The organism is Spirosoma areae (genome assembly GCF_054781775.1).
In genome coordinates, this window is the sequence record NZ_BAAGTT010000036.1 from 81557 (window position 1) to 107490 (window position 25934).

A 25934-nucleotide genomic window follows, 5' to 3' on the forward strand; every position below is an offset into this window, starting at 1 on the left:
CCGTCGGCGATCCGGGGCAGAATCAATAGAAGCTAACGAATCTACCGTTGTCTTCCAATCAGCTAAGCGTATTTCGCTGGGATTGCAATGAATTTATCGGATTAACAGGTGATTGCATGGCATCGGCCCGGAGGGGAACCTCCACCTGATTTCCTTCGACCCGGTTCAGGATTGTCAGGATAGGCTGGTTCGTCACGCGCTCATACATGCTCAGCAGTTGCTTTTCAGCCCGCGCCCAGGGACTGTTGGCATCGACCACCAACAGCGACAACGCACTGCTTCTCAACAGATACACCGGAATCTGGTTATTAATCAACGCGGGCAGTTCCAGCATAACCCGGTCGAACTGCGAGGCATCGAAACCTAAGTTATAGTCGATCAGGTAGTCGATACCCGTCACATTCATAAAATCGGGGCGGATAGTATAGGGAAAATACGTAATCCCATGCCGGTGTTGCCGTTGCTCCTTGTCCGACGCTCGCGGATAACAGTAAGCCACCCGCTGATCGGCATTTTCATAGAGTTGAATCAGGCCGTTGGCCACCCAGGTTTTTCCCTGCTTCGAGCGGATGCTGAACAGCGTGATAATAGGCGGATAGGTTTTCGTGGTGTTCTGGGTGACTTCGATATTAATTGCATTGAACAATTGCTCGAACATACTCCGCGCGGCCATCGTTGCCCGCGTGAACACCAGTGGTTTGGCAACCGTTGGAAACAGGGCCGTGATGGGCAGCCCAATCATGGCTTCACCCTGCTCCGGCGATTGAATCCGTTTATCTAACCAGAACCGCAGGGCCGTGAGCAGCAGAGCAATAAAAATGCCGACGCCAAATCCAATCACCACTAACTGCAGGCGTTTGGATGGCAGGGGCTGCAACGGGAACTCAGGTGCATCCAGGATTTCGAGCGTTCCACCAATGGCTACATCCTGCCGACGCGTGCGCGACTGGTCGACATTTTGAATCAGGTCGAGGTATTCTTTCTCGGCAACGGCCAGCGCCCGGTTAAGCTGGCGCAGTTGGGAGCCTAACGGCCCGTATTCGCTGGTTTTAGCCTGAAATTCATTCATCCGCTCTTCGTAGAGTTCCAGCCGGGCCGACGACTCTTCGTACTCCAGCGATTTGGTCAGCCGGTCGGCGGCCATCGTCTGGGTCGGAATGGCATCGTTCGAGTTGGCTGCGGCATCGTATTTCTGGGCGCTGGCTTTTAGCTCTTCCGATGCCTGATTCACATTGGCCTGCAACTGATTCAGGACGGCTTTCGACTGACCATAGGCTTTCGCATTGGCTAATTTATTCTCAGCTTCGGACAGTTTCTTCTGCTTGTCGGCCAGGTCATTATTCGCCGACCGAACGCTTCCCTGCTGCCCCATGCGCTTGTTTAAAGCCTCTAAAGCAGCTTTTGCGGCATTCTTCCGCATCAACTCCTGATTGTATTCGCTGTTGAGAGCTTCGCGGGATGACGCTACATTTTTGGCTTCTTCTTCGTAATCGAGTACCTGGTGCTTCTCACTGAACGCCCGGAGGTTCGCTTCGGCCTGATCGAGTTTTTTCTTGGCCTTTTCCAATTTCGCTTCGTAGTAGCCGATAACCGAATTCGTTTCGGAGGTTTTAAGCATCGAATAGCGTTTATTCAGGCTTTCGATGGCATAATGCAGCGTCCTTTGGGAAACCGCCGGGTCGTCGGATTCATATTCCATCAACAGCACATCGTTGGTATTTTTGCGGGCCGATGCCTTTATATTCTCCCCCAAATGCTGAATGGAATAATAAGAATTCGATTTCAACAGCAGATTCTTAATGGGATTGTCGGTGGGAGTTTTGGCTAAGCTGTCAATCTTCTGACGAAGCAGGGCCGAATCGGCAGCGATAGCATACAGGCTTTCCCAACCGGGCGTGATGGCCTGATGCAGTTTCTGATACCCGGCATTAGCCAGTACGAAGGAGTCGGGTTGCTGGATCCGAAGGTGGTCGGTCAGCAGACCGACACCGATTTGCAGCAGGGTTTCCCGCGAATTAAGGGTTGTCAGGATATTATCGAACGCACTGGCCGACCGGTCCGTAAAGCCACTTTGCCGATCCGACAGCAGCGAATACCGGGACACTAAGCCCGTATAGAGCGTAGCCTGCGATTTATATACTTTAGGTTCATTCCGGGTGGCCCAGAAAGCGGTTCCCGCCGTGACGAGCGGAATTAAAATGAACCAGAGTATATGCTGTTTCAGAAGACGCAGAAAAACTTCAATTGTCATACGATTCACTTAATTACGTTTCAGGCGTTTGATATTCATGCCCATCAGGGCTTCAAAGTAATGAACATTCTTTAAAAAATCGCCTTTCGTCTGTTCAGTGGTTGTCTTGGTTTGTATGTAGCGGCTGGTCACGGCAGCCAGTTCGTCGGCGCTGATTCGCCCTTTCTGAATTTCCACCTCAGCAACCCGAAGGGCGGCCAGTGATGCCTGCTCATCGGTAAGCCGAATTTTCAGGAGTTGCTGGGCCGTAATCATGTCCTGATAAATGGTGATGAGTTCCCGTTTTAGCTGCAACTCGATGGCTTCTTTCTGAATCAGAGCCGCCCGGTAATTGGAATACGCCTGCCGAACCTGGTGTTTGCGCCCCCCAAACAATTCATACAGCGGCAACCGAACATCAACGCCCACCCGGTAGCCGTTGGCAATTTGCCCGCTGTTCTCCTGGCCGGGCACAACCGACCTGCCCGATAAAATAAGGGACTGATTCCCGGTCGAATAGCCAGCAGACCCAGAGATATTCTGCAAAATCTGCAATCGGGCCATGTCATGCCCTGCACTTAATGAATTAGCCACCTCGTTCTGATATTTAATCAACGGCGAGTGGGACACGGCCACTTTCATCAGCTCATCGAACGGCATCAACTGAACGGCTATATCCTGATTAATGTCGAGATAGAGCGTATCGTCGGCCAGGCCGGAGGCAGCCCCAAACGAAACGAACCCTCTGGCACCCCGGCTCTGCCCCAAACTGACTGTGCCGGATAAGAGCCCGAAGAGCAGCAGAAAAGCCATTCGGTACGTACTGTTCACTCGAAATTGAAAGCCAGTATTAGTCATTCTATTACTTATTTGTCAACGCCCACAGCCCGATGCACTGCCCAACTAAACATTGATTAAGTTACTTATTTAAGAATAGATAAATAGGATGTTTAAACCAAAGCCCGATTTCACCCTTTTCGGCCATTCCCTGTTTTATTCAGCGTTCGGATAGGCTCTGTTTCTCTTCTGACTGTTACCGTCTCACTTTGTCACATAACAAGGATGGTTCAATGAATCATTATTAGTTAGTCGCCAATTACGCGTCGGGCGCAGCGGTATGGGGCGTGTGCATGAACCGTTTAAAGGCCTTCCGCATGTTGAATACGGCCCGAACGAAACTCATCAGCAGCACCGGAACAAGGACTAACTCCTTCAGGGTGACCCGTTTCCATAAATAAGCCGGTACTGAAAGAAGAAGGCTCAGACTCAATGCCAGTAGTAAAATAAGGGGAGCCAGCCACTTGCCAAGCAGTACACCGATGATCAAGGCCATAACCAGCAATCCCAGCAACAGTATTTTTGGCAGAACTAACGCCTGAACAATCTTGAAGCCGCTGGCGAATCGACCACTCAGCAGTTCCCGTATTCCCCGCCAGAAATAGAACGTAAGAAACTGCCACTGAGCGGCTATCCAGCGGGTACGCTGATTTTCAAATACACCTTTTTGGGCTACTTTTTCATCATAAATGAGGGCCTTTTCCAAATACCCAATCTTATGACCACTCAGAACAATGTTGGTTTCCAGTTCTTTATCATAGCCGCCCATCGTGTGCTGGGTGGTCATGGCCGCCTTCATCAACATCGGCTCGAAGGCCATGCCTGAGCCAACCGTTGCCGACGAAAGTCCTAAAGCCCGGCTGCCCTTCCGAAAAATATGGTTATTAATTTCTTCGCTGATGGCATCCAGAACCGCCACACTCGTATTGCTATTTTTGGCGACCCGATGCCCCTGAATGGCCCGCCACCCCTGCGCGAAGGCCGTATTTATCCGGCTCAGAAAATCCGGGGCCATATGGTTGTCAGCGTCGGATACAACGAGTATATCATACTGGTCGAGTGGTAACCGGGACAGGGCCGCATTGATGGCTTTTGCTACGGTCGACACCTCAAACGACACCTCAAGTACCCTGATGGGCAGGGCAGCTAATTTCGCCAGCGTTTGCGGCTGAAACGAGTCGGCGATAACGATCAGCTCGAAGCGATGGGCCGGATAGGTTTGCTGTAGATTTTCGCTTACGGAATCGACAATAACGGCATCCTCTTTGTATGCGGGGATTAGAACCCCAATTTTTCTGAAAACGGTGGGGGCAGGCATCACATCGCGGTCATCGGCCCGACCCAACCGGCCGGCAATGGCAAACACGACCCAATGCAGCACATTCAGCGAGAGTATGCCCAGAAAAATAAGGTAAATCAGGTATAGCACAGCCATAATCAAGCAGGAACTTCTCGTTGTTAATTCGGCGATATACCGCTTAATAAATTTCGGGCTGGCGGGGTCTCTCAAACATGATTTGGCACCCAGTCAACTATTTTTTTCAACTCAAAAACCACAAAAAAATCAACGAAAAGTTATAAAACAAAGCCTTTTTCTAAGACTTTAAGGCTTTTCAAGCACGAAATTCTACTATATAGACCGCCAACAGGGTGTCCCGTCACACTTGCCCGACGCAACCGTAGTCGCCGTTTTTACGTATACTGTTTATGCGCTACATCGCTGTTTTCGACCAGCAGGAAACCAATTACGCGGTGGGTTTCGATACCCCCGGCGACGCGCTTGATTTCCTGTTCTGGGGCTACGAGGAATTTGACCTGTTGCCCTATGGCATCTTTGATGTGCTTTCCGGGGAGGTGACGATCTACGAACACCGGGGCGACCGCGTGTCCGAAGTCGATGCGGCTGTTATCAGCCAAACCGCGAAGAATTATCTAAAAGGCGCCATTCGACGCCAGACGACGTAGAGAGGAATGGTAAGGACCCAGCGCCTAAGTTTCAATTCCTCTTTTTGAGGAAGGTAATCAAGCATTTTCTATTTGGTTTCTCTACCTGCCAACTCAGGTTTAACTCCTTATTTCTATGGAACTGAACTGCCTGTGCGGTTTACTACGCTTTCCGCTCACTCCCCACCCCTATTGTAGCCTAAAAGCAAATATATTTGCGCCTTATTAATCCCAGACCGAGAAATAGGCTCGGAGAAATAAATAGAAGCATTCTTTTACAAAAAGTGCGAAATTAAAAGAACTGATACAGTAGAAATCACCGACAGGCGACTACGAACTATACCAATGGCAAAGGACATCCGCTGGCTTCAGCGATTCAATAATTTTAAAAAGGCATTTGCTCAATTGGCAGATGCGGTAACCTTACCAGCCTATTCAAAACTGGAACAGCAAGGACTTATTAAATGCTTCCAGTTTACCTATGAACTGGCTTAGAATACACTTAAAGACCTTTTGGAAGACCAGGGGCACACAGGTATTCTTGGCTCAAAAGACACATTTAGAATCAGTAACCGGGTAGGTTTGCTTATTGATGGTGATACCTGGATGGAGATGGTCAGTAGCCGAAATGCAACATCACATACGTACAATGAAGCAACTGCCGACGATATAGCCAAAGCGATTCGTGATGAATACTTCCTTGAATTCGAGAAATTAATCTCAACATTGGAGAACATTAGTAGCGGGCGTTACGGAACGCAGGGAGAGCTTTTTGACAGCAAGCAATTATGACTTACGGACTTACTAATACACAACTGGCACAAATCAAGCGGGTAATAGCACAAAACCCCCGTCTGCAGCAGGCCGTACTGTTTGGTTCCCGAGCTAAAGGAACGGCCAAACCTGGCTCCGATGTGGATCTGGCCCTGCTGGGTGAATCCCTGCGATTTAAAGACCTGCTTCGGCTGGATAATGAACTGGAAGAACTTAGCTTTTCCTTCTCCTTCGACCTGATTATCTATCAGCAAATCAGCGACCCCGATGTACGCGAACATATTGACCGTGTAGGTGTTACCCTGTATAGCCGCGATTTACTTGCTACGTAATTGGCATTGCGGTCGTTTTGTGGATTGGGATGTGGGCCTCCGCCCTTATTTAGTAAACGTAGTACCCAGCCTGCTTTTGCAAATCATTGATCGACAGGGTATAGTTCTAACCGGCTCAAACTTTCTTTGACCCGGCTCCAAATCCGGCTTACAGAATACCGGCAAAAGATATAACTTAGCCGATTCAGTTGTTGACTTACCTCCTTCATGATTACCAAACAAGCACTCGGCAGTACGCTCTTCGGGATGGCCGACATCCTGCGCGATAAGGTCGAAGATTACAAAGCCTACATTCTTTCCCTACTATTTTTTAAACGCCTTTCCGATAATTACGAGTGGGAAATTGAGAACGGTATCCGTGAGTTCATTGCCGAATACGGCACGGAGCCGAACGAGAAACAAAAACCCTGATTGCTAAACAGAAACATGACTTCATCATTCCTGACGAGTTTTTCTGGGAGGATGTCCGGCGGGCATCGGCAGATAAGAAGAACGACAAACTCCACCAGGCCGTTAATGCTATTGCTGACCAAAACCCGGCCCTGAAAGGCGTTATTAACACCGTTCGCTGGAATGAACCCTCGCCGGATGGGTCGGGTGGAAAAAAACTGCACCCCGATGTGCTAACTTCACTCGTCAATTACCTCGACGCGGTGGACCTCAGCAATCGCAATGCTTCCGCCGATGTGCTGGGTGATGCTTATGAGTACCTCATTAAGCGGTTTGCCGATGAAAATAAGGGTGGCACCACGGCTGGTCAATTCTACACGCCACAGGAAGTAGTAGACATAATTGTTCGGTATCTGAAACCGCAGAAGGGCCAAACCGCTTACGATCCTACCTGCGGGTCGGGCGGCTTCCTCATTGACGCGGCCAAATATGCCCGGCAGAACTACGGCAGTGCTAAAGAAGTCAGGTTTTTCGGGCAGGAAGACGTCTGGAATACCTGGGCTATTGCCAATATCAACATGATGCTGCACGGTTTGGATGCCCAAATCAAAAAAGGCGATACGCTCAAAGACCCTAAATTCTGCGAAGATGACAACACGCTGACTATCCGGCGGTTCGACATGGTGACGGCTAACTTTCCCTTCTCGCAGGAAGACTGGTGGAAAAACGGTGATGTAAAAAAAGATAAAAAAGGCGCGTCTGTAACCAAAAAAGACGGGTCGCCCCAAAAGATTTATCCGGGCAAAGAAGACTTTACCGACCCCTACGAACGGTTTGTTTACGGCACTCCACCCTTCTCCAATGGTGATTTTGCGTTTCTGCAACACATTGTCGCGTCTATGAACGACACGGGCCGCGCCGGGGTGGTTTGCCCGCAGGGTGTACTTTTCCGGGGGCAGCCCGAAAAAACCGAGGAGGAAGACGGGCAAAACCGCAAAGCCGACGACGAATACCTCATTCGCCGGGGATTGCTTCAGGGACCTGCCGATGTCGATGGCAACTTTACGCAGGGTATTAACATCATCGACGCCATCGTGATTTTGCCCGGCAACCTGTTCTACGGCACCACCATTCCGGGGGCCATTCTGTTCTTCAACAAAGCCAAACCCGCCGACCGGCGCGACAAGGTGCTGATGGTGTATGCCGCCAAAGAAGGCTGGTATCGCGAAGAAGCCAACATGAACACCCTGCTGCCACACGACGTGCTGCGTATCTCGACGCTGCTGGAATCGTGGGGCGACCTGGACGTGGCGACTGACTGGATCACGAGCCAGAAAGGAAGACTGCGCGGGTTGATTCAGGAAGAACTGGCCTTTAAAACCGGCGAAATCGAGCTGAAGTTTGCCGACGACATCGGGGCCGCCGAAAGCCGCCTGCAATCCGCTCTGGAAAAGCTGGAACTGAAAGAACGCGCCCGCCAGAATCCCACGGCTGCCGAGCTTAAAACCGCCCTGACGGCCCGGACCGCCTTAGACAAACTAACCAACGCCCGCGACGCCCAACTCCGGGCTGCCCGCGAACAGGCCGATAAAGAACGCCGGGCCATCGCCGACGTGGAGCAGGAATTGCTAACCATGCTGCCCAACCCCGACCTCCGCAAACGCTACTTTGCCGTGGTGAGCATGGACGAACTGGAAGAAAACGAATTCAACCTCAACATTCCCCGCTACGTGGATACCTTCGAGCCGGAGGAAGAGATTGATTTGAAAACGGCGATTGCGGAATTCAAAGACCTAATAAATAGAGAAGATTCTGCTTCAGAAGAACTGGATAGATTATTTGAATTAATATGACCACTTGGCAAAACGGTAGACTCAAAAATTTCATTGTGCTGCAAAGAGGCCATGATTTGACTGACGACCAATTACAGAAAGGAGAATACCCGGTCGTTAAGTCAAACGGAATTGACGGTTATCACAGCGAATTTAAAGTAAAAGCTCCGGGTGTTACGACGGGCCGATCTGGTACGATAGGTAACGTTTTCTACGTTGAAAAAGACTTTTGGCCGCACAATACTTCTTTGTACGTCAAGGACTTTAAAGGGAACGATCCTAAATTCTTTTACTACTTGATTCAGTCATTAAAGTTTGAGCAGTATTACGCCGGGACGACTGTTCCAACACTAAACAGGAATGATGTTCATAAAATAAAGGTCTCAGTTCCAGAAGTTGACGAACAACGTGCCATTGCGTCTATCCTAACCAAAGTGGACGAGGCCATTGAAGCCACCCGGCGCAGCATTCAGGCGGCTGAACGGCTCAAACGCGCACTGATGCAAAACCTCCTCACCGGCAAACTCAAACCCGATGGCACCCCACGCACCGACGACGAGTTTTACACCGACACAAAGTTTGGTAAAGTGCCGGTGGGGTGGGTCATAGCAAAAGGATGGCAGATTACTTCGTTGATAACCAAAGGACAATCACCAAAATGGCAAGGATTTGAATACCAAGATACCGGAACTCTTTTTATCACCAGTGAAAATGTGAGAGATGGCTTTTTAGATTTGAGTGATCCAAAGTACCTTCCGATTGAGTTTAATGTTAAGTTAAAAAACAGTCAGTTACGTCAGAATGATATTCTTATAAATATCGTTGGTGCCTCTATTGGAAGAAGTTGTATTTTCCATTCTACCGTAGAAACGGCTAATATTAACCAAGCTGTTTGTTTATTCCGTCCTTCGGCTGAAAATGATAATTTGTTTATTAGCTACTACTTACAATGGCCGGAAACTGTTAATCGACTACTTGGAAGCCAAGTTGAGACAGCACGAGCCAATCTATCACTAAGTGACTTTAGGCAATTTAAATTTTGCATTCCGAACGACTTGATAGAACAAAAGCTGATTGCTAAAAATATTACTTCGTTTGAGCTTACTATAAAATTCAAACAAACCAAAATCACCACCTTAGAACGCCTGAAGAAGTCGCTGATGCAGAACCTGCTGACGGGTAAAGTGCGCGTGGCCGTTGACCAATTGACCGAACCTGTACCCCTCTAATAATGGCGCAACTCTCCGAACTGGGCGCAGTTGAACAGCCCGTCACCAATTGGCTCACCCAATTGGGCTGGACGTACTGCTCTCCCGCTGATTTAAAAAAGCATCACCGCCCACTCACGAATCCCATCATTGAGCCGATTCTGCTGGCTAAAGTGGTGCAACTCAACGGAGTCAGCGAAACCGTAGCCCGCACGGTGGTTGAGCAACTAACCCAACACCTGAGCCACAACACGCCCTTAGCGGGCAACGAGCGGTTTCTGGATAAGTTGGTCAAAGGCGTTACGATCAACATAGACGGCGACGACCGCGATTTTCGGTTTATCGACTTCGATAACATCTGGAATAACGATTTCACCGTCACCAACCAGTACCGGGTGCAGGGCAGCAAAGAAGTCATCACCGACATTGTGCTGTTGGTCAACGGCATACCGCTGGTGCCCATTGAGGCCAAGCAACGCGCCCGCAAAGGCACCAACTGGTTAGAGGGCGTCAAACAGTTTTCGACCTACGACCAGCGGGCCGACAAGCTATTCATGGTTCATGCGTTTGGCGTGGCCTGCAATGGTCGCATCGCCAAATACGGTATTCCCGGCGCATCGTCGTCCTACTACGCTGAGTGGAAAGACACCACCATCGACACCACGCATGACAACCCGCTGCTCGCCCCAACCAGCACCCTCTGCCGCACTCGCCAGGACCCGCAAACCCGGCAGTGGCATTTTGAGGTCGAAACCCTGCCCAATGGTGAAGTACTCGAACGGATGAAACTCGCCATCGTGGGCCTATTGCAACCCGCCCGCGTCCTCGACATTCTCAAAAATTTTTTGGTCTTTGAGCGGTCGCCGAGCAAAGTTCACAAGAAAGTAGCGCGGTATCAGCAACTCCGGGCCGCCAACAAAATTGTGCAGCGCGTGATGGACACAAACCTGCGGCAGGGGGTTATCTGGCACACCCAAGGGTCGGGCAAGAGCCTGACGATGTTGTACACAGCCGCCAAACTTCGGCAGACCGAAGGCCTCAACGACCCAACGGTCTACATCGTGGTGGACCGCAAAGACCTGCGCGAGCAAATTGGTGGTACGTTCGATGACTGCGAGTTTCCGAACGCCCGGTCGGTCTACAACATCGGCGACCTGAAGCACATCATCGACACGGCTCCGGCGGGCGTATTCATCACCACCATTCAGAAATTCCGCGAGTTGGGCAGTCGGCAGGACCTGCGCGACAACATTGTGATTCTGATTGACGAAGCCCACCGGACGCAGTACGGCGATTTTCAGATTGAACTGCAAAACGTGTTGCCTAATGCCCGGCGATTTGCGTTTACGGGCACGCCCATTCCCAAGACCCATCAGGAATTTGGCGTAGCCGAAGAGACGGGCCGCTACGAGCATTATTTGGACCGCTACAGCATTCAGGATGCCATTGACGACGGGGCCACCGTACCGATTCGATACACGTTCGGCCCGCAGGAGTGGTTTTTAGACAAAGACAAACTTAAACAGGGCTTCGATGAAATCACCGCCGACCTGACCGACGACGAGCGACAGGCGGTTGAGAAGCGCGTGCAGGCCTGGAAAGTGTTTCTGAAACATCCCGACCGCATTGGCACCTTAGCCAAAGACATCGCCAATGACTTCCGAACGGTGGTGGAACCACAGGGGTACAAAGCGCAGCTTGTCGCCTGCGACAAAGAAGCCTGCGTTCTGTATTTCAACGAGTTGCTACCTTATTTTGACCGCTCCGAAATTGCCATTATTTTTTCAGAAGGGCAGTATGACGAAGGCGAACGATACGAACTATTTAAGGACCACAATAAAGACGACCACGAGCGCCGGAAACTGATTGCGCGGTTCAAACGCCGGATAACCGAAGACGAGCAAAAGCAGGGCAACAACCTGAAAATCTTTATTGTCTGCAACATGCTGCTAACGGGTTTCGACGCGCCCATTGAGCAGACCATGTATTTAGACAGCCCTCTGCGCGACCACAATCTGTTGCAGGCCGTAGCCCGCACCAACCGACCTTATGATGACAAGGTGTCGGGTCTGTCGAAGCAATATGGCCGGATTGTGGATTATGTCGGTGTATTTGAGAACTATAAGGAATCGCTCAACTATGATCCCGAAGACATTGGCGAGTTTGAAGATGTTGACAGCTTAGTCGAGCAGTTTCCATCCATTCTGGAAAAGGCGTTCAAACCGTTCGCCGGTATCATGCTCGAAGACACGTATGACTGCACAATGGCCATTGTTCGGGTACTCAACCAGATCGACCACGGCAAGTTTGAAGGCAGTTACCGCGAGGTAGTGCAGCTTTGGGAGGCTATTTCGCCCCATCCCAAACTCCGCGACCACCGCGACCGATACCGTTGGCTTAGTACCATCTACGAACTATATCTGGAGGAATTTAAGCGGCTCGACTTCGATGCTGAGATTTACGCGGCCAAAACCCGCCAACTAATTCAGGAAAGCACCACTCTGCTCGATTTTCGGGGCCATTTACCAGAAATTAAGATTGATTCGGACTACCTCAACCAACTCAAAGCAACCAAACTCAGCCCGTCGGACAAAGCGGAGAAAATCATCCGTGATATTGAAACCGTTATCCGGCAAAATGAGGTCAGTAGCGCGGTGTACGTTGAGTTCCAGAATCGCTTGGATGAGTTGATTCGTCAGAAGCAGGCCGAGAGCCAGGCTATTGAGCAATTATTACTAAAATTAGGTGAGCTATATAGTGAGTTGGATAATGTCATCTCGTTGCCGAAGCGGATGGGCTTCGCCGATAAAGGCACCTTTGAGATTTTCATGACGCTTAGAAACGCTCAGCAAGAAGAATTTAACGAACAGCTTGCCAGAGATTTTGCTCAACGAGTTGCGGATACGGTTATCCGAAAACGAATTTACATAGGCTGGCAGGAGATTCCCAACGAGGTAAAGCGAATGCGGTTAGCAATTCAGGTTTTTGCCGCATCAGACGAGTTTGATTCGCTTGGTCTGGATACCGATGAACCGTTGCTGGAGATGGTGATGAAGCGGGTGATTCAAGAATATAGTGCTACCTGATGCAGGTTCCCGAAAATTATATTGTTGTACAGAAGGGCGTTAAACACGCCCGATTGCGTGTAAGCGAAAACGGGCAGGTACGGGTTATTATTCCCGAAACCTTCGGTCAGCACGAAGTTGATTTGCTTTTGGCGAAAAAGAAACGCTGGATTGAAAAGCATCTTCGCTATTTCCGCAACAAGTCAGTTATTCGACTTCAACGCAATCAGTTATTGCTTTTTGGGAACCGATACAGCTATTTCTACGACGACAGCTTTGAGCGTAAGATTACTGTTGACCACACCCATAAAACCATCCGGGCCAGACGCGATTTGCTGAATCAACGCATCCAGGAAAGTTGGTATAAAGCGCTCGCCAAACAGCATTTGACCCAGCGCACAGAAGAACTCGCCCGCAACCTGAATTTCAATTACAACGCACTCTTTATTCGGAATCAGCGTACCAAGTGGGGTAACTGTTCAGCCGACAAAAACATCTCTTATAATTGGCGGCTTATTAAAGCCCCTGAATTTGTGATTGACTACCTGATTGTTCATGAACTAATACACACCCAGATTATGAACCATACCGGCCGATTCTGGACAATGCTCCGATCACTATATCCTGACTATCGGGATGCCATTAACTGGCTGGATACGTATGGGAATAGTTTGTAGAGACGCAACATGTTGCGTCTCTACAAACCAATCACACCACCAGAATATCCTTCTCTTTGGCCACAAACGTCTCGTCAATGCGGGCGATGAAGGCATCGGTGAGTTTTTGGACGCGCTCTTCGCCTACTTTGACGGCATCTTCCGACACCCCATCTTTGACCAGTTTACGGATGTCATCGTTGGTATCTTTGCGGATGTTGCGGACGTTCACTTTGGCGGTTTCAACTTCCTGCTTCACCTTCTTAACCAGATCGCGCCGACGCTCTTCGGTCAGGGGTGGAATACTCAGGCGAATCAGCTCACCGTCGTTGTTGGGGTTAAGACCCAGGTTAGAATTACGGATGGCCTTTTCAACTTCGCCAATGAGTTTTTTCTCAAATGGCTTGATGGCAATGGTGCGGGCATCGGGCGTGTTGACAGACGCCACCTGCACCAAAGGGGTTGGCGAGCCATAGTAGTCAACCTGAATTCCATCCAGCATACCCACATTAGCTTTTCCGGCCCGGATTTTGGTTAATTCGATGGCTAAATGCTTGAGGGCCTTTTCCATCGTATCCTTTGCATCGTCGAGGTAAAGCTCGATGTCTTCCATAAGTTTATGTTTCAGGTTTCAAGTTTCGGGTTCAACGTTTGCCAACTGGACCATTGAACCTGAAACCTGAAATAATTTTAAACAGTTTAGGGTAATTTGGATGTAATCAGCGTGCCCTGGTCGTCGTCGCCCAGCATTAGCTGGAGCAGGCTGCCGCGCTTGTTCATGTTGAAAACAATGATGGGCAGGTTATTTTCCTGGCATAGGGTGAAGGCTGTCAGGTCCATTACGTTTAGTTTCTTTTCGTAAACGTCCTCGAAGCTAATGGTCGTATACCGCGTGGCCGTTTTGTCTTTCATGGGGTCGGCGGTATACACACCATCTACTTTGGTTCCTTTCAGCACCACGTCGGCTTCGATTTCAATGGCCCGCAGGGCTGCCGTTGAATCGGTCGTGAAATACGGATTGCCCATACCCGCACCGAAGATAACGACGCGGCCTTTTTCGAGGTGCCGCACCGCCCGCCGACGCACATAGGGTTCGCAGACCTGCTCCATTTTGATGGCCGACATCACGCGGGTGTACATGTGGTGCTTTTCGAGCGAACTCTGAATGGCCATGGCGTTAATGACCGTGGCGAGCATGCCCATGTAGTCGCCCTGCACGCGGTCGATGCCCGACCGCTCACCCGACACGCCCCGGAAGATATTTCCTCCGCCAATAACGATGGCCACCTCCACGCCCAGATCAACCACGTCTTTAATTTCCTTGCTGTATTGTTCGAGCACGGCGGGGTCGATGTTGTAACCAGATGGCCCAGCCAGAGCCTCCCCGCTCAGTTTGAGCAGGATACGTTTATACTTCGTCTGCGATGTCATGTAGGGGAATTTTGCGGGCAAAGATAAGAAAAAGGAGGAAGGAGGAAAGGGAATAACGGGAGGAGACGAACAAACGGGAGAAGCAGGGAGGGGGAAGGAGGAAAGAAATTTCAGCAGACTATACTTTTCTCCTGCCTCCTGTTATGCCCTCTCCTCCCGGTAGTCACTTTTCTTTTCATGCTGATTGCCACAGTTCTTTCAGCCGGTTCAGGTCGCGTTTCATGGCCGCAAACAACTCATTTTTAGGGATCGACAGTCGGGTGGCCCCATGTTCGGCTCCGCCCATTGGGTACTCGATATGCAGCGATACAGGCACCTGCAACGTGCTTTGTTTCAACTGCTTGAAGTAGGACTTGAAATCCACCATGCCTTCGCCCAACGGCACGTCCTGCACTTTCCACACCCCGTTTGGCTTTGCCCACTGGAAATCTTTAATGGCAATGGTTTTAATGTGGGGCATGAGCAACCGAAGGCCATTTGGCCACGACATGCCCCCTTCGACGGTGGCATGCCGAATGTCATACTGAACGCCCATGTGGCGTAGGTCGGCGGTTTTGAGAATTTCCCAGATTTCCCAAACCGACGCGCCAACCAGCGTTCCGGCATGATTTTGATAGCAGCCCGTCAGGTTCAGGCTTTTGTTTAGTTCACTTAACGCCCGCAGTTGCTGCTGAAACGTCTCGATAGACGCTGGTATGGGTTGCTTTTCGGCGTATTGATACCACTTCATCCGATACGCCTGAACACCGAGTTTAGCGGCTGTTTTCAGGAGTCGAACGCCGGTTGCATCGGTCGCGTCGCCAATGGCGGTTGTTATCAGTTTGTGGGCAAGACCAACTTTTTTGAGGGACTCAACGGCTTTGGGTAAATCCTCTTCGACCCGTTCGGGCAAGACGTGCCCCTCCGGGCGAACGGTTAAATCAACCCCGTTGAAGCCCATTGCAGCCGCAGCATCAGCCATATCGGCATAATTCAGGAATTGCAGGTGCTTCGAGAAAATATGAATGTCGGGCAAGGCGGCCTCCGCTGACCGAACGAAATCAGGCAGCATGGCTGGCAGCATGGGCAGGGCGCTGGTGGCCAGTGTCATCTGCTCCAGAAAATGGCGACGGGTATACAAGTGGTCCATACCCATCTAAATACCAGCCTACGCAAATTCTACCAATACCTGCCCCTTTTCGACCCGGTCGCCTTTGGCAATACGAATGGTGCTGATGGTTCCGTCGCCGACAGCTTTCAGCACGTTTTCCATTTTCATGGCTTCCAGAATCAGCAGCGTGTCTCCTTTGCGGAAGCTATCGCCGGGCTGAACATTGATGCCCACGATCAGGCCTGGCATAGGCGCTTTCAGATCGTTCACCTTCGTGCTGGCCGCGTTGTTCATGCCCATTTTTTCGAGCAGCAGATCAAACCGATCCTTCACCTGAACCTGGTGAATGTGGCCATTTATGTTCAGGCTAACGGTTTTCTCAACGGCATTGAGGTCGAGTACTTCAGCGGTGTAGGAGCGATTCTGGTGAAGAATATGAAACGTCCGGTCCGAGAGTTTTACCAAATCCCAGCCGAAAGATTCCCCGTTCAGGGCCGGGCCGTTGGGGGTGAGGTCAATGGTGAACGATTGGGCATTTAGGGTTGCGGTATACATGTGTGCGTTAGGTTCAAGTTCCAGGTTCAATGTTCCCTATTGTTTCTGGCAACAACGGTAAACATTGAACCTGAAACCTGGAACAATTTACGATTTATTCACTAACCAAATCCCAATTAAACAGATACCCATGCCAGCGAACTGCACGGCGTAGATGGTTTCGCCGTCGAGTACGCCCCACAGCAGCGCCACAATGGGAATCAGGTAGGTGACCGAGGCCGCAAACAAAGGCGAGGATAATTGCATCACCCGGTTGAAGAAGATCGACATGAGTCCGGACCCTAACACCCCAAGCGTAACTAAAGCCAGCAGCGGCCAGCTATTTTGCGGGTCAAGAACACGGCTCAAAAAATCGGTTGGGATGAGCGTCAGCAGGGCAATGGGTCCGGCTAAGGCAAATAGCCAGGCGGTGGAGACCAAAGCGGGCAGATGACTTATGTACCGTCCGATGAAGTTCGTGTTGAGGCCGTAGCAAACAGTAGCCAGCACCACCAGCAAGGCATATTCGTTGAGTTGAAACGAGCCGGTTGCGCTGAAAAACACCAGCAGCAGCGACCCCGCCAGGCCAAGCAGAATTCCCGCTACCTGCCCGATTTTGAGCGTTTGCCCGAAAAATAACGCGCCGAGAATAAGCGTGAACAACGGACTCAGCGAATTGAGCGCCCCCGCCAGCGAACTGTTGAGATGCGCCCCCGCTTCGGCAAACAGAAAAGCCGGAATCACGAACCCAATCACGCCGGATGCCAGCAAGGCAACCCAACGATGCCGAACCGCCACCCGAACCTCAGGCTGCCAACTCTGCCGGGCCAGAAAAGGCACGAAAAACAGCAGGGCAAACACCAACCGCCCGGCAGCTACCTGTTCGGGTGGAAAGGCAACAAGACTCCGTTTGATGAGAATGAATGAACTGCCCCAGACCAACGCTAAGGAACAAAGCAGAATCCAGGCCAGCAGCGGGCGTTTTTGGGGAACAATAACGGGTTCTTCGGTCGTCATTTTTTGGGACAGGATTACAGAATTAACAGGATGTATTAGAAATCCTGTTAATTCTGTAATCCTGTCCAAGAAAGTTAAGCACTCACTGCAAGATCGTAGGTTTCTGCCACTTCATCCAAAATGGCGCTTACCCCGCTGTATGAATCCGTTGTAACTAACTGCATCCGGTAGGGCTTGAAATCGGGCAGGCCTTTGAAATAGTTGGCATAGTGCCGGCGCATCTCGAACAGGCCCACAATTTCGCCCTTCCAGCGGATGGAAAAATCAAGGTGCTGGCGGCAAACGGCTACCCGGTCGGCGATAGCGGGCGGAGGCAGGTGTTCACCTGTTTGAACAAAGTGTTTGATTTCATTAAAAATCCAGGGGTGCCCAATACTCGCCCGGCCAATCATCACGCCATCGACACCATACCGATTTTTGTAGTCCAACGCCTTTTCGGGAGAGTCGATGTCGCCGTTGCCAAAAATAGGAATCTGGATGCGGGGGTTGTCTTTAATCCGCCCAATGAGCGTCCAGTCAGCCTCGCCTTTGTACATCTGCACGCGCGTGCGTCCGTGAATCGTGAGGGCTTTGATACCAATGTCCTGCAGGCGCTCGGCTACTTCGCCCACGTTTTTGGTGGTATCGTCCCAGCCGAGCCGGGTCTTCACGGTCACGGGCAGGTGGGTAGCGTTCACGACGGCTGCGGTCATGCGAACCATTTTGGGAATGTCCTGCAACAAAGCCGCTCCTGCACCCCGGCAGGCCACATTTTTAACCGGGCAGCCGTAGTTAATATCAATCAGGTCGGGCTGGGCACGGGTGGCAATTCGGGCGCACTCGCCCATTGTCTCTACGTCGGAACCGAAAAGCTGAATGCCAATGGGTCGCTCGTACTCAAAAATATCTAATTTCTGAACGCTCTTGGCGGCATCCCGAATCAACCCCTCCGACGAAATGAATTCGGTGTACATCAAATCGGCGCCGTTGGCTTTACAGACCGCCCGAAACGGTGGATCGCTGACATCCTCCATTGGCGCCAGTAGTAAGGGGAAGTCTGGAAGTTGTATGTTGCCGATAGTTACCACGCAAACAATGATTTACGAAATACGATGTACGAATTACGATTTAGAGGCCGATTTGGTTCCGCTGCTTTGGAGGACAACTACCTCGTCAATCGTAATTCGTACCTCGTACTTGTCTATATTTACAGGAAATTATGCAACCCATTTATACGCCTGAAGGCGTTACATCCCGGCCACCCACCCTCGGCGGACTCACGATGCTCGTCGGTTTCGTGCTCATCGGGGGCGTTGTCAGTACGTTTCTTCTGTTTGGCATCCTCGCCCTTAGCAAAGGAATGGGTTTGGCGCAGGCGCAGGTGTACCTAACGGATCTGGCCACCCATCCAACACCTTCGCCTACCGGCTGGTATGAACTGATGTTACTGCAGGCCGTTAATCACCTGGGTACATTTTTTCTGCCAGCGCTGGCTTACTGGTACGTTATCGAACGCCGAACCTGGGAGCAATTTAATGCCCGGCCGGTTTCAGCAGTAGATGGATTGGGTGAAATAAAGACATGGTTAGGAAATTCACCGACGGTAAATCTACTGTCTGTTTTAGCGGGTTTCAGTTTAGTAGGGCTGATTGTCATTGCCTTCATGCCCTTCGACAGTCTGATTATCGAATGGAATCAGACGCTGCACCTGCCCGAAACACTGGCCCCCATCGAGCAGTGGATCCGCGACAAAGAAAAAGGGCTGGAGGGCATCACCAAATACCTCACTACGTTTAAAACAACCGGGCAGTTGCTGGTGGCTTTCTTAGTCATTGCCCTTATCCCGGCCCTGGGCGAAGAAACGCTGTTTCGGGGTATCCTGCAACGGAATTTCAGCTACTGGACGGGCAATGCTCATGTGGGCATCTGGCTGGCGGCTGCGTTGTTCAGTGCCATCCATGTGCAATTTCTGGGCTTTTTCCCCCGGATGCTGCTCGGCGCGCTGTTTGGCTATCTGTACCTGTGGTCGGGCAATTTGTGGGTGCCCATTCTGGCCCACTTCGTTAACAATGGGTTTACGGTGCTGATGGTGTATCTGCACCAGCAGAAACTAACGACCATGAACATCGAAAGCACCGAATCAGTACCCGTGCCAGGTGCGCTCGTGGCGGGTGTCCTTACGGTGGGATTGCTGTATTATTTCAGGAAACGTAACGTGGGCGGAAACCCGAGCCGTTACGACTAAGCTGTTTTGACATTAACCCGGCGGGTTTCCACCCGCGTTACTAAGGTGAACGAAAATTGGGAATCCATTTATTCTACCCCACTCCCCCACCGGGCTGAGCTGGTTAAAGCGTTGCTGCTCGATCACGACATTCCGGCGGTGGTTGTCAATAGGCAAAGCAGTAGCTATCCCACCATCGGCTGGGGCAAAAGTGAGGTTCATGTACAGGCCAACAATGCGGTTCTGGCCAAAGTCATCGTAGAGAATGAAGCAACGTTTAGCTAACCTGACAAACCTACAGCAACGGGTTATTGCGGCTGTAGCGGGGGTTCCTTTTATCCTGTTCATGATTTGGTACGCCGACTGGACATTCGCCCTGCTGTTCTGCCTGGTGAGTGCCCTGACCCAGCGGGAATTCTACCGGCTGCTGGGCCTGGATGGTTTTGAACCCCTCACGGCCTACGGTACGGTTGTTGGCACGATGATTTGTGTGCTCGCCTATTTCATTGAAACAAACCAGATCGGTACGGGCAACTACTTCCTGATTTGCCCGGCTTCGTCGATGATTTTCCTCATTAAGCTCTACAAGAAACGCGATATGAAGCCCTTCACCAACATTGGTTTCACGTTTCTGGGAATCATTTACGTGGCCATGCCCTTCGCCCTGCTCATCATTCTGGCTTTGCGCGACGGCTCGTTTCATCCCTGGATTATTACCGGTTGCCTGTTGCTGCTTTGGGCCAGCGACATTGGGGCTTATTTTGCCGGTACGAAATTTGGCCGCCGGAAACTTTTTGAGCGGGTATCGCCCAAAAAATCGTGGGAAGGTAGTGTGGGGGGAGCCGCAGCCGCAGCCGTTGTAGCCCTCGGTCTTGCGTTCTGGGCCGACGAGCTGAAGCCCTGGCAATGGTACTGCGTGGGGGGGATTATTGTTGTTACGGGCACCTACGGCGATTTGGTCGAATCGTTGTTTAAACGAAGTATTGCCATCAAAGATTCAGGGAGCAGCATTCCGGGACACGGTGGTTTCCTCGACCGTTTCGATGGTTTATTGCTGGCTGCCCCGTTTATCATTACGTTTTTGAAGCTGTTTGCCTGAATAATTTTTTCGACAGGATTAACAGGATAAGACAGGATTTTTTATCTGTAGAGCCAATCCTGTCTTATCCTGTTAATCCTGTCAGAAAAGAATACACGCTCCTAAACTTTCTTAAAATTAGGGTAGTCGAAACCATAACTACCCTTTTGCTCGTTAACTTTATGAGTTTAGTTGGCAGAAATATGAAGCGATCGTTAACGTTATTGGTTTTTATTCTGGTGTTATCTGCGCTGGCAGGACTCTATTCAACTGCACAGGCGCAGGGGCAGGATCGGCAAATAACGTTCACAGGCTTCATTACGGGCGGCAAAACCAATGAGGCTCTGCCCGGTGCCTACATCTATATCCCCAAAGCCGGAAAAGGCGTTTTGTCGGCTCCAAATGGCTACTTTGCCCTACCTGTATTCCCCGGCGACAGTATTATTTTCAGCTACGTCGGTTTCCGAACCCAGTACCACATTATTCCGCGCCGATTAACTGACCTGACGTATTCGGCCGTGGTGGCGTTGCAGGAAGATATAAAAACGCTGGCGGAGGTGAAGGTGTATCCCTACGCCACCGAGGAATTGTTTAAGGAAGCCTTCGTGAACCTGAAACTCCCCGACGAAAAAGAGCGCGAAAACTTAGCCAGAAACACCAGTCCTGAGGCCATCATGCGGCAGGCGGCCACCATGCCGATGGGTGCGCTGGCCAATCACCAGAACTTCGTCAATCAGCAGTTTTTCGGGCGTGAGTCGGTTGTAGGCCGCAGTTCGACGCCCACGTTTGCCTTTACGAACCCTTTTGCCTGGGCCAACTTCATTCGGTCGGTGAAACGGGGCGACCTGAAGAACAAAGAGTGGCGCAGTGAACTCAACAAAGCGCCCCGCGAAAACGTATCCCGAAAGGATATTTTGCAGGACGGCAACTAAATGTTACCAGAACACTACGTTCCTGAACGAATACCTAACAATCTCATAATGCCTTTCCTAAGCCGCTTCTGCCCGAAAGCGGCTTTTTTTGTGGTGGCGTTTTAAGCCGCGCCAGTTTAAGCGGCTTTTTCGTATAGAATCTGTCACCATGACGTTTATTTCTTCTGGCAAACTTTACCTGTCTATTAGCTTACTGTTCATTTCATTCAGCGCATTCAGTGGCACCATCCGGGGGCGGGCCATCGACGCCACAACGGGTCAGCCGATTATTGGTGCCACGCTTCTTCTGGAGAACACGAAACTCTATAACGTATCGGGCTTAGATGGTTCCTATCTGATCAAAAACGTACCTGCCGGAACCTACACAATCCGCATTAGTTACGTCTCCTACAAGACCATGACCCGCGCGGTCGTTGTGACTGGCACCGAGCAAATCATTACCCTCGACCTCCCCTTAGAAACCGACAACGACCGCCAGCTAACCGAAGTGACGGTGAAAGGCAAACGTGATGCCAGCAGCGACCGCACCGCCCGCGACCTGGAACGCAACGCGCTGCAAGTCACCAACATCGTATCGGGCCGGACCATCGAACTCTCCCCCGACCTGACCGTTGCCAACGTCATTCAGCGCGTATCGGGCATTTCCATCGAGCGCAACAGCAATGGCGACGGGCAGCACGCCATTCTGCGCGGCATGGACAAACGCTACAACTACACACTCGTCAACGGCGTAAAAATTCCCAGCCCCGATAACCGCTACCGCTACGTGCCGCTCGACATTTTCCCGTCGGAACTGCTCGACCGGCTGGAAGTTTACAAAGCCCTCACGCCCAGCCAGGAAGCCGACGCCGTGGGCGGGGCCATCAACTTAGTGATGCGCGATGCACCCGACCACCCAACAATTATGGCCAACCTGTCGACGGGATACAGCGAACTGTTTGCCGGGCGTCCCTTCGTCGGATTCAATGCGAAGAACATTAATCCACAGTCGCCCTACGAACAGTTTGGCAATCAGTATAGTACCAGATTTGTGGATTTCAATAAAGCTCCAACAACCTACACCAGCCAGGCGCCACCCCCCAATTTGCTGGGCAGCTTTGCGGTAGGAAACCGGTTCCTCAACCGACGGTTGGGCGTGATGCTGGCCGGTAGTCTGCAAAACACGTACCGGGGCAGCAACAGCCTGTTTTTTGCCGGCGATGTGGTCGATACGCTGCGGGGAGTTACGCTCACCAAACAAAGCGAACGGCAGTATTCGGAGCGTCAAACACGCTCCGGGCTGCACGCCAAACTGGATTACCGAATTAACGAGACGAACAAACTTCAGTGGTTTAATGCGCTAATTAGCCTGACCAATGAGCAAGTTCGCGAAACGAAATCAACTGAACTCGGCATTGGTGGTTTCGATCCGGTGCTGGGCAACGCAACCCTCGGCTACGAAACCCGCTCCCGCCTGACGAAGCAAAAAATTTATACCAGCACCCTACAGGGCACGCACCAGCCTACTGAGAATCTGACGATAAACTGGTCGGCGGTGTACTCGCTGGCCACCAACGCGGTTCCTGACCAGACGTCGATTTCGTTGCTGGGCATCCGCAAAAATTTCGTGGACCAACGCACAACGGTCAATGACGGTGCCCGTCGGTGGGAACACAACTCCGATACCGACCTGGCGGGTTACCTTAACCTGACGCTCAAAACCACGCTGGCCGGTATGGCCGTCGAATGGATGGCGGGCGGTTTGTACCGCGATAAACAGCGAACCAATTTTTATAACAATTATACCACCCGCCCAGCCAACCCGTTTGCCCGGTATGGCGTCGATTTTACGGACTATAATCAACTTGTCTATATCATCCAGAATCCCCTCGGTTCGGTTGCTTCGGCCCTGAACTACGACGCAACGGAGAAAACGACCTCGGGGTATCTGCAATTCCGCACCACCGACCAACCCCTCGAAGTGACCGGGGGCGTTCGCATCGAGCATACCGATCAGGGCTACGCCATGAAGTTCCCCATTGGCGAAGACAACCCAACCGGCAGCCAGATTTATACGGACGTTCTGCCGAGTCTGCATGTTCGTTACCGGCCAACGGAGCGCACCAACTGGCGGCTTTCGTACTTCCGGTCGCTGAACCGGCCCGGCTTTTTCGAGATTGTGCCCTACCGGATTGTCAATGAAGAATACCAGGAGCGCGGCAACCCGAATCTGAAGCGGGCCATCGCCGACAATGTGGACCTGCGGTACGAGTTTTTCCCGCGTCCGCTGGAGCAGTTCATGGTCGGCCTGTTCTACAAGCACCTTCAGGACCCCATCGAATACACACTTCAGAAAGACGCCATCCGGGGTCAGGATTTGTATTACGGGCCGGGCAACTTCGGTAACGCCACCAACGTTGGGCTGGAGGTCGATGCCATCAGGTACTTCCGGCAGTGGGGCATCAAAGCCAATTACACCTACACCAACTCCAGCATCACCACACCCAAATCCAAGCGCATCCGCAATGCCCAGGGCGACCTGCAAACCATTACCGTTAACCAGACCCGCCCGCTCTACGGGCAGTCGGCCCACGTAGCCAACCTGTCGCTGCTCTACAAAGATGCCGACCACGGCTGGGATGGGCAGGTTGCGGCCAGCTATACCGGCGGGCGCATCAACACCGTCTCGCAGTTTGTCGACAACGACCTGTACCAGCGCGGGTTTATCCAGATGGACGCATCGGCCGAAAAACGGCTGGGGAAGGGCTTCCTGCTGTTTATCAAGGCCAATAACCTGCTCAATACACCCACGGAGATACTCATCAAAAACACCAGCAGCAAAAATCTGGATGTACCCAATCAGGACGTGTCGGGAAAAACGCTTATCCGGCGCGACTTCTACCAACGCTCGTATGTGCTGGGGGTCCGGTACAAACGGTAAGAAGTGCTCTTAATGCCCAACGAACTCAATCGAATAACAACTAATTCATAACCAATAACTTACCATGAAACAAGCATTTATTTGGGCGGCTCTGTCGGCGACTGTACTCATCGGTTGCTCGAAAAGCGACGACAGCGGCAACACCAGCGTAACGCCTGCGCCAACCCCTGTTGTGAAAGAATCCGTATCGGGCGATGTATCGGGAACGTGGACAAAAGGCAGCACCTACAAAATCACGGGCCATTTGCAGGTTCCGGCCAGCACTTCGTTAGTCATTGAAGAAGGCGTAACGATCCTCTTCAGCGACTCGACCGTAAAACCCGAAGTTATCGTCCGGGGCAATCTGTACGTGATGGGCACGTCGGCAAACCCGGTGAAATTTACCGTGCCCGATGCCTGGAAAACAGCCGCCAACCAATGGGGTAACCTATGGGGGGGTATCATTGCCGCGCCAACCTGCGCCGAAATGCTGCTCGATAATGTCATCCTCGAATATGGTGGAGCCGTCACCACGGAAAGTTCGCCCTCGGTGAAAGCCGGTTTGTATAAAGCGGCTGCGGGGAATCACGTACCGGCCGTAAACTACTCGAACGTGAATGGCAAGCTGGTAATCGTTAACAGCCGGATGAATAACCAGAACGAAGATGGTTTTTACATTGAAGGGGGTAAGGTCATTGTTGCCAACAATAAGATATACACCGTGGGCGTATCGGGTGGCGATGCCATCAACATCAAGTCGGGTGTGCAGGCCGATGTAGCGTTCAACTTAATCTACAGCCCCAACACCAACGCACTGAAACTCTCGAACACCGGCGACCGCACTCCGCAAGCCTATGTGATTGCCTACAACAACACGCTGCTGAACGCGGGCTGGCGTCGGCCAACCATCAAGGGCGGTTCGATTTGGGTGGAAATTGGGGTTCGGGCTGAGTTATACAATAATCTATTTGCCAACGACCGGTTTGGCGTGAAACGTGACCCGAAGAACCCCGAAGACAACCGCACAAAAGTCAGCAATAACCTGTATTATGGGTATTCGCAGGAAGGGGTTACGGGCTTCCAGCCTACCGCCGAAATTCTGACCGGCACCAATGATGTCATCAGCAAAACCGTTGGCGACAACGACCCCAAATTTGTGAGTTACCCGCTCACCACCGAGTATAAAAACGCAACGTTCAATACGGCCTGGGATTTCCGCCTGCAGGCAGGTTCGCCCGCTATTGGCAAGGGAACCACCGGTTTCACGCGCCTGTATGCCGATGGAATTTCATTTGCCAACGGCACGCTGTATAAATCGCCCGCCCCCTCGACAACCATTGGAGCTTTCGGCACAAATTAAAAATTGGAACACAGCAGAAACCGGAGAATTACAGAGATTCACAGAGAAAATAGACTAAAACCTCTGTATTTCTCCGATTTCCTGTGTGCATCCGCTCCGGCAGCCCGGTCTGTGGCCCCAAC

General features: G+C 51.4%; 22 protein-coding genes and 2 pseudogenes. 15 read left to right on the plus strand and 9 right to left on the minus strand.

Features of this window, described 5'->3' with window-relative positions; all coding sequences use genetic code 11:
• Positions 1 to 58: 58 nt before the first annotated feature.
• The 3 genes from ACYVI1_RS21185 to ACYVI1_RS21195 form a co-directional block, all read right to left on the minus strand.
• Positions 59 to 2251: a GumC family protein gene (locus ACYVI1_RS21185; RefSeq protein WP_460912800.1), complete on the minus strand. Its 2193-nt coding sequence runs from the start codon at positions 2249 to 2251 to the stop codon at positions 59 to 61.
• A gap of 9 nt (positions 2252 to 2260) precedes the next feature.
• The gene (locus ACYVI1_RS21190; protein ID WP_460912801.1) at positions 2261 to 3043 is read right to left on the minus strand and encodes a TolC family protein; all 783 of its coding nucleotides are present in this window, start codon (positions 3041 to 3043) and stop codon (positions 2261 to 2263) included.
• A 283-nt stretch (positions 3044 to 3326) separates the two neighbouring features.
• A complete protein-coding gene (locus tag ACYVI1_RS21195) occupies positions 3327 to 4502 on the minus strand; it encodes a glycosyltransferase family 2 protein (protein WP_460912802.1) in 1176 nt (391 codons plus the stop codon).
• A 272-nt stretch (positions 4503 to 4774) separates the two neighbouring features.
• Between ACYVI1_RS21195 and ACYVI1_RS21200 the strand changes: the two genes are divergently transcribed.
• The 9 genes and pseudogenes from ACYVI1_RS21200 to ACYVI1_RS21240 all read left to right on the plus strand — a co-directional run bounded on the left by ACYVI1_RS21200 (position 4775) and on the right by ACYVI1_RS21240 (position 13289).
• On the plus strand, positions 4775 to 5032 hold the full coding sequence (locus tag ACYVI1_RS21200) for a hypothetical protein (RefSeq protein ID WP_460912803.1): 258 nt from the start codon (positions 4775 to 4777) through the stop codon (positions 5030 to 5032).
• 324 nt (positions 5033 to 5356) lie between these two features.
• Positions 5357 to 5803: pseudogene (locus tag ACYVI1_RS21205) on the plus strand (nucleotidyltransferase substrate binding protein).
• Positions 5800 to 6117: a nucleotidyltransferase domain-containing protein gene (locus tag ACYVI1_RS21210; protein WP_460912804.1), complete on the plus strand. Its 318-nt coding sequence runs from the start codon at positions 5800 to 5802 to the stop codon at positions 6115 to 6117. The pseudogene ACYVI1_RS21205 and the gene ACYVI1_RS21210 overlap by 4 nt, the downstream one beginning before the upstream one ends.
• Before the next feature lie 207 nt (positions 6118 to 6324).
• Positions 6325 to 6528: a type I restriction-modification system subunit M N-terminal domain-containing protein gene (locus ACYVI1_RS21215; RefSeq protein WP_460912805.1), complete on the plus strand. Its 204-nt coding sequence runs from the start codon at positions 6325 to 6327 to the stop codon at positions 6526 to 6528.
• Between the two features lie 26 nt (positions 6529 to 6554).
• Positions 6555 to 6701 (plus strand): annotated as a pseudogene (locus ACYVI1_RS21220) (hypothetical protein); the annotation flags it as partial.
• A gap of 36 nt (positions 6702 to 6737) precedes the next feature.
• On the plus strand, positions 6738 to 8360 hold the full coding sequence (locus tag ACYVI1_RS21225) for an HsdM family class I SAM-dependent methyltransferase (protein WP_460912806.1): 1623 nt from the start codon (positions 6738 to 6740) through the stop codon (positions 8358 to 8360).
• The gene (locus tag ACYVI1_RS21230; protein WP_460912807.1) at positions 8357 to 9568 is read left to right on the plus strand and encodes a restriction endonuclease subunit S; all 1212 of its coding nucleotides are present in this window, start codon (positions 8357 to 8359) and stop codon (positions 9566 to 9568) included. Before ACYVI1_RS21225 ends, ACYVI1_RS21230 begins: the two co-directional genes overlap by 4 nt.
• Before the next feature lie 2 nt (positions 9569 to 9570).
• Positions 9571 to 12633 carry a type I restriction endonuclease subunit R gene (locus tag ACYVI1_RS21235; protein WP_460912808.1) on the plus strand — a complete coding sequence of 1021 codons (3063 nt, stop codon included), beginning with the start codon at positions 9571 to 9573 and terminating at the stop codon, positions 12631 to 12633.
• On the plus strand, positions 12633 to 13289 hold the full coding sequence (locus ACYVI1_RS21240) for a M48 family metallopeptidase (protein ID WP_460912809.1): 657 nt from the start codon (positions 12633 to 12635) through the stop codon (positions 13287 to 13289). Before ACYVI1_RS21235 ends, ACYVI1_RS21240 begins: the two co-directional genes overlap by 1 nt.
• Positions 13290 to 13320: 31 nt before the next feature.
• Here ACYVI1_RS21240 and frr read toward each other — a convergent pair whose 3' ends face one another.
• The 6 genes from frr to dusB form a co-directional block, all read right to left on the minus strand.
• Positions 13321 to 13881, minus strand: coding sequence for a ribosome recycling factor (frr, locus tag ACYVI1_RS21245; protein ID WP_460912810.1), 561 nt, complete (start codon positions 13879 to 13881; stop codon positions 13321 to 13323).
• Between the two features lie 86 nt (positions 13882 to 13967).
• On the minus strand, positions 13968 to 14699 hold the full coding sequence (pyrH, locus tag ACYVI1_RS21250; RefSeq protein ID WP_460912811.1) for a UMP kinase: 732 nt from the start codon (positions 14697 to 14699) through the stop codon (positions 13968 to 13970).
• Positions 14700 to 14874: 175 nt separating this feature from the next.
• On the minus strand, positions 14875 to 15828 hold the full coding sequence (locus tag ACYVI1_RS21255) for a sugar phosphate isomerase/epimerase family protein (RefSeq protein ID WP_460912812.1): 954 nt from the start codon (positions 15826 to 15828) through the stop codon (positions 14875 to 14877).
• A gap of 18 nt (positions 15829 to 15846) precedes the next feature.
• Entirely contained in the window at positions 15847 to 16344 is a 498-nt protein-coding gene (locus ACYVI1_RS21260; protein WP_460912813.1) for an acyl-CoA carboxylase biotin carboxyl carrier protein subunit, read from the minus strand.
• Between the two features lie 87 nt (positions 16345 to 16431).
• Positions 16432 to 17340, minus strand: coding sequence for a DMT family transporter (locus ACYVI1_RS21265; RefSeq protein WP_460912814.1), 909 nt, complete (start codon positions 17338 to 17340; stop codon positions 16432 to 16434).
• A gap of 74 nt (positions 17341 to 17414) precedes the next feature.
• Positions 17415 to 18407 carry a tRNA dihydrouridine synthase DusB gene (gene dusB / locus ACYVI1_RS21270; protein WP_460912815.1) on the minus strand — a complete coding sequence of 331 codons (993 nt, stop codon included), beginning with the start codon at positions 18405 to 18407 and terminating at the stop codon, positions 17415 to 17417.
• 194 nt (positions 18408 to 18601) lie between these two features.
• On the opposite strand from dusB, the gene ACYVI1_RS21275 reads away from it, so the two are divergent.
• The 6 genes from ACYVI1_RS21275 to ACYVI1_RS21300 all read left to right on the plus strand — a co-directional run bounded on the left by ACYVI1_RS21275 (position 18602) and on the right by ACYVI1_RS21300 (position 25812).
• Positions 18602 to 19564 (plus strand): lysostaphin resistance A-like protein, encoded by a 963-nt coding sequence (locus tag ACYVI1_RS21275; protein WP_460913058.1) that lies wholly within the window; start codon positions 18602 to 18604, stop codon positions 19562 to 19564.
• Positions 19565 to 19609: 45 nt separating this feature from the next.
• Positions 19610 to 19828, plus strand: a complete 219-nt coding sequence (locus ACYVI1_RS21280) for a putative signal transducing protein (RefSeq protein WP_460912816.1) — start codon at positions 19610 to 19612, stop codon at positions 19826 to 19828.
• Positions 19809 to 20642 (plus strand): phosphatidate cytidylyltransferase, encoded by an 834-nt coding sequence (locus tag ACYVI1_RS21285; protein ID WP_460912817.1) that lies wholly within the window; start codon positions 19809 to 19811, stop codon positions 20640 to 20642. Before ACYVI1_RS21280 ends, ACYVI1_RS21285 begins: the two co-directional genes overlap by 20 nt.
• Positions 20643 to 20824: 182 nt before the next feature.
• Positions 20825 to 21553 carry a carboxypeptidase-like regulatory domain-containing protein gene (locus tag ACYVI1_RS21290; protein WP_460912818.1) on the plus strand — a complete coding sequence of 243 codons (729 nt, stop codon included), beginning with the start codon at positions 20825 to 20827 and terminating at the stop codon, positions 21551 to 21553.
• A 148-nt stretch (positions 21554 to 21701) separates the two neighbouring features.
• A complete protein-coding gene (locus tag ACYVI1_RS21295) occupies positions 21702 to 24473 on the plus strand; it encodes a TonB-dependent receptor (protein WP_460912819.1) in 2772 nt (923 codons plus the stop codon).
• Positions 24474 to 24537: 64 nt separating this feature from the next.
• Positions 24538 to 25812, plus strand: coding sequence for a right-handed parallel beta-helix repeat-containing protein (locus ACYVI1_RS21300; protein ID WP_460912820.1), 1275 nt, complete (start codon positions 24538 to 24540; stop codon positions 25810 to 25812).
• Positions 25813 to 25934 lie beyond the last annotated feature (122 nt).

Excerpts from the sequence above, each read along its gene's own strand:
- ACYVI1_RS21185 (WP_460912800.1), bottom strand. The coding sequence starts at position 2,251 with ATGACAATTGAAGTTTTTCTGCGTCTTCTGAAACAGCATATACTCTGG.
- ACYVI1_RS21190 (WP_460912801.1), bottom strand. The coding sequence starts at position 3,043 with ATGGCTTTTCTGCTGCTCTTCGGGCTCTTATCCGGCACAGTCAGTTTG.
- ACYVI1_RS21195 (WP_460912802.1), bottom strand. The coding sequence starts at position 4,502 with ATGGCTGTGCTATACCTGATTTACCTTATTTTTCTGGGCATACTCTCG.
- ACYVI1_RS21200 (WP_460912803.1), top strand. The coding sequence starts at position 4,775 with ATGCGCTACATCGCTGTTTTCGACCAGCAGGAAACCAATTACGCGGTG.
- ACYVI1_RS21210 (WP_460912804.1), top strand. The coding sequence starts at position 5,800 with ATGACTTACGGACTTACTAATACACAACTGGCACAAATCAAGCGGGTA.
- ACYVI1_RS21215 (WP_460912805.1), top strand. The coding sequence starts at position 6,325 with ATGATTACCAAACAAGCACTCGGCAGTACGCTCTTCGGGATGGCCGAC.
- ACYVI1_RS21230 (WP_460912807.1), top strand. The coding sequence starts at position 8,357 with ATGACCACTTGGCAAAACGGTAGACTCAAAAATTTCATTGTGCTGCAA.
- ACYVI1_RS21235 (WP_460912808.1), top strand. The coding sequence starts at position 9,571 with ATGGCGCAACTCTCCGAACTGGGCGCAGTTGAACAGCCCGTCACCAAT.
- ACYVI1_RS21240 (WP_460912809.1), top strand. The coding sequence starts at position 12,633 with ATGCAGGTTCCCGAAAATTATATTGTTGTACAGAAGGGCGTTAAACAC.
- frr (WP_460912810.1), bottom strand. The coding sequence starts at position 13,881 with ATGGAAGACATCGAGCTTTACCTCGACGATGCAAAGGATACGATGGAA.
- pyrH (WP_460912811.1), bottom strand. The coding sequence starts at position 14,699 with ATGACATCGCAGACGAAGTATAAACGTATCCTGCTCAAACTGAGCGGG.
- ACYVI1_RS21255 (WP_460912812.1), bottom strand. The coding sequence starts at position 15,828 with ATGGACCACTTGTATACCCGTCGCCATTTTCTGGAGCAGATGACACTG.
- ACYVI1_RS21260 (WP_460912813.1), bottom strand. The coding sequence starts at position 16,344 with ATGTATACCGCAACCCTAAATGCCCAATCGTTCACCATTGACCTCACC.
- ACYVI1_RS21265 (WP_460912814.1), bottom strand. The coding sequence starts at position 17,340 with ATGACGACCGAAGAACCCGTTATTGTTCCCCAAAAACGCCCGCTGCTG.
- ACYVI1_RS21275 (WP_460913058.1), top strand. The coding sequence starts at position 18,602 with ATGCTCGTCGGTTTCGTGCTCATCGGGGGCGTTGTCAGTACGTTTCTT.
- ACYVI1_RS21285 (WP_460912817.1), top strand. The coding sequence starts at position 19,809 with ATGAAGCAACGTTTAGCTAACCTGACAAACCTACAGCAACGGGTTATT.
- ACYVI1_RS21290 (WP_460912818.1), top strand. The coding sequence starts at position 20,825 with ATGAAGCGATCGTTAACGTTATTGGTTTTTATTCTGGTGTTATCTGCG.
- ACYVI1_RS21295 (WP_460912819.1), top strand. The coding sequence starts at position 21,702 with ATGACGTTTATTTCTTCTGGCAAACTTTACCTGTCTATTAGCTTACTG.
- ACYVI1_RS21300 (WP_460912820.1), top strand. The coding sequence starts at position 24,538 with ATGAAACAAGCATTTATTTGGGCGGCTCTGTCGGCGACTGTACTCATC.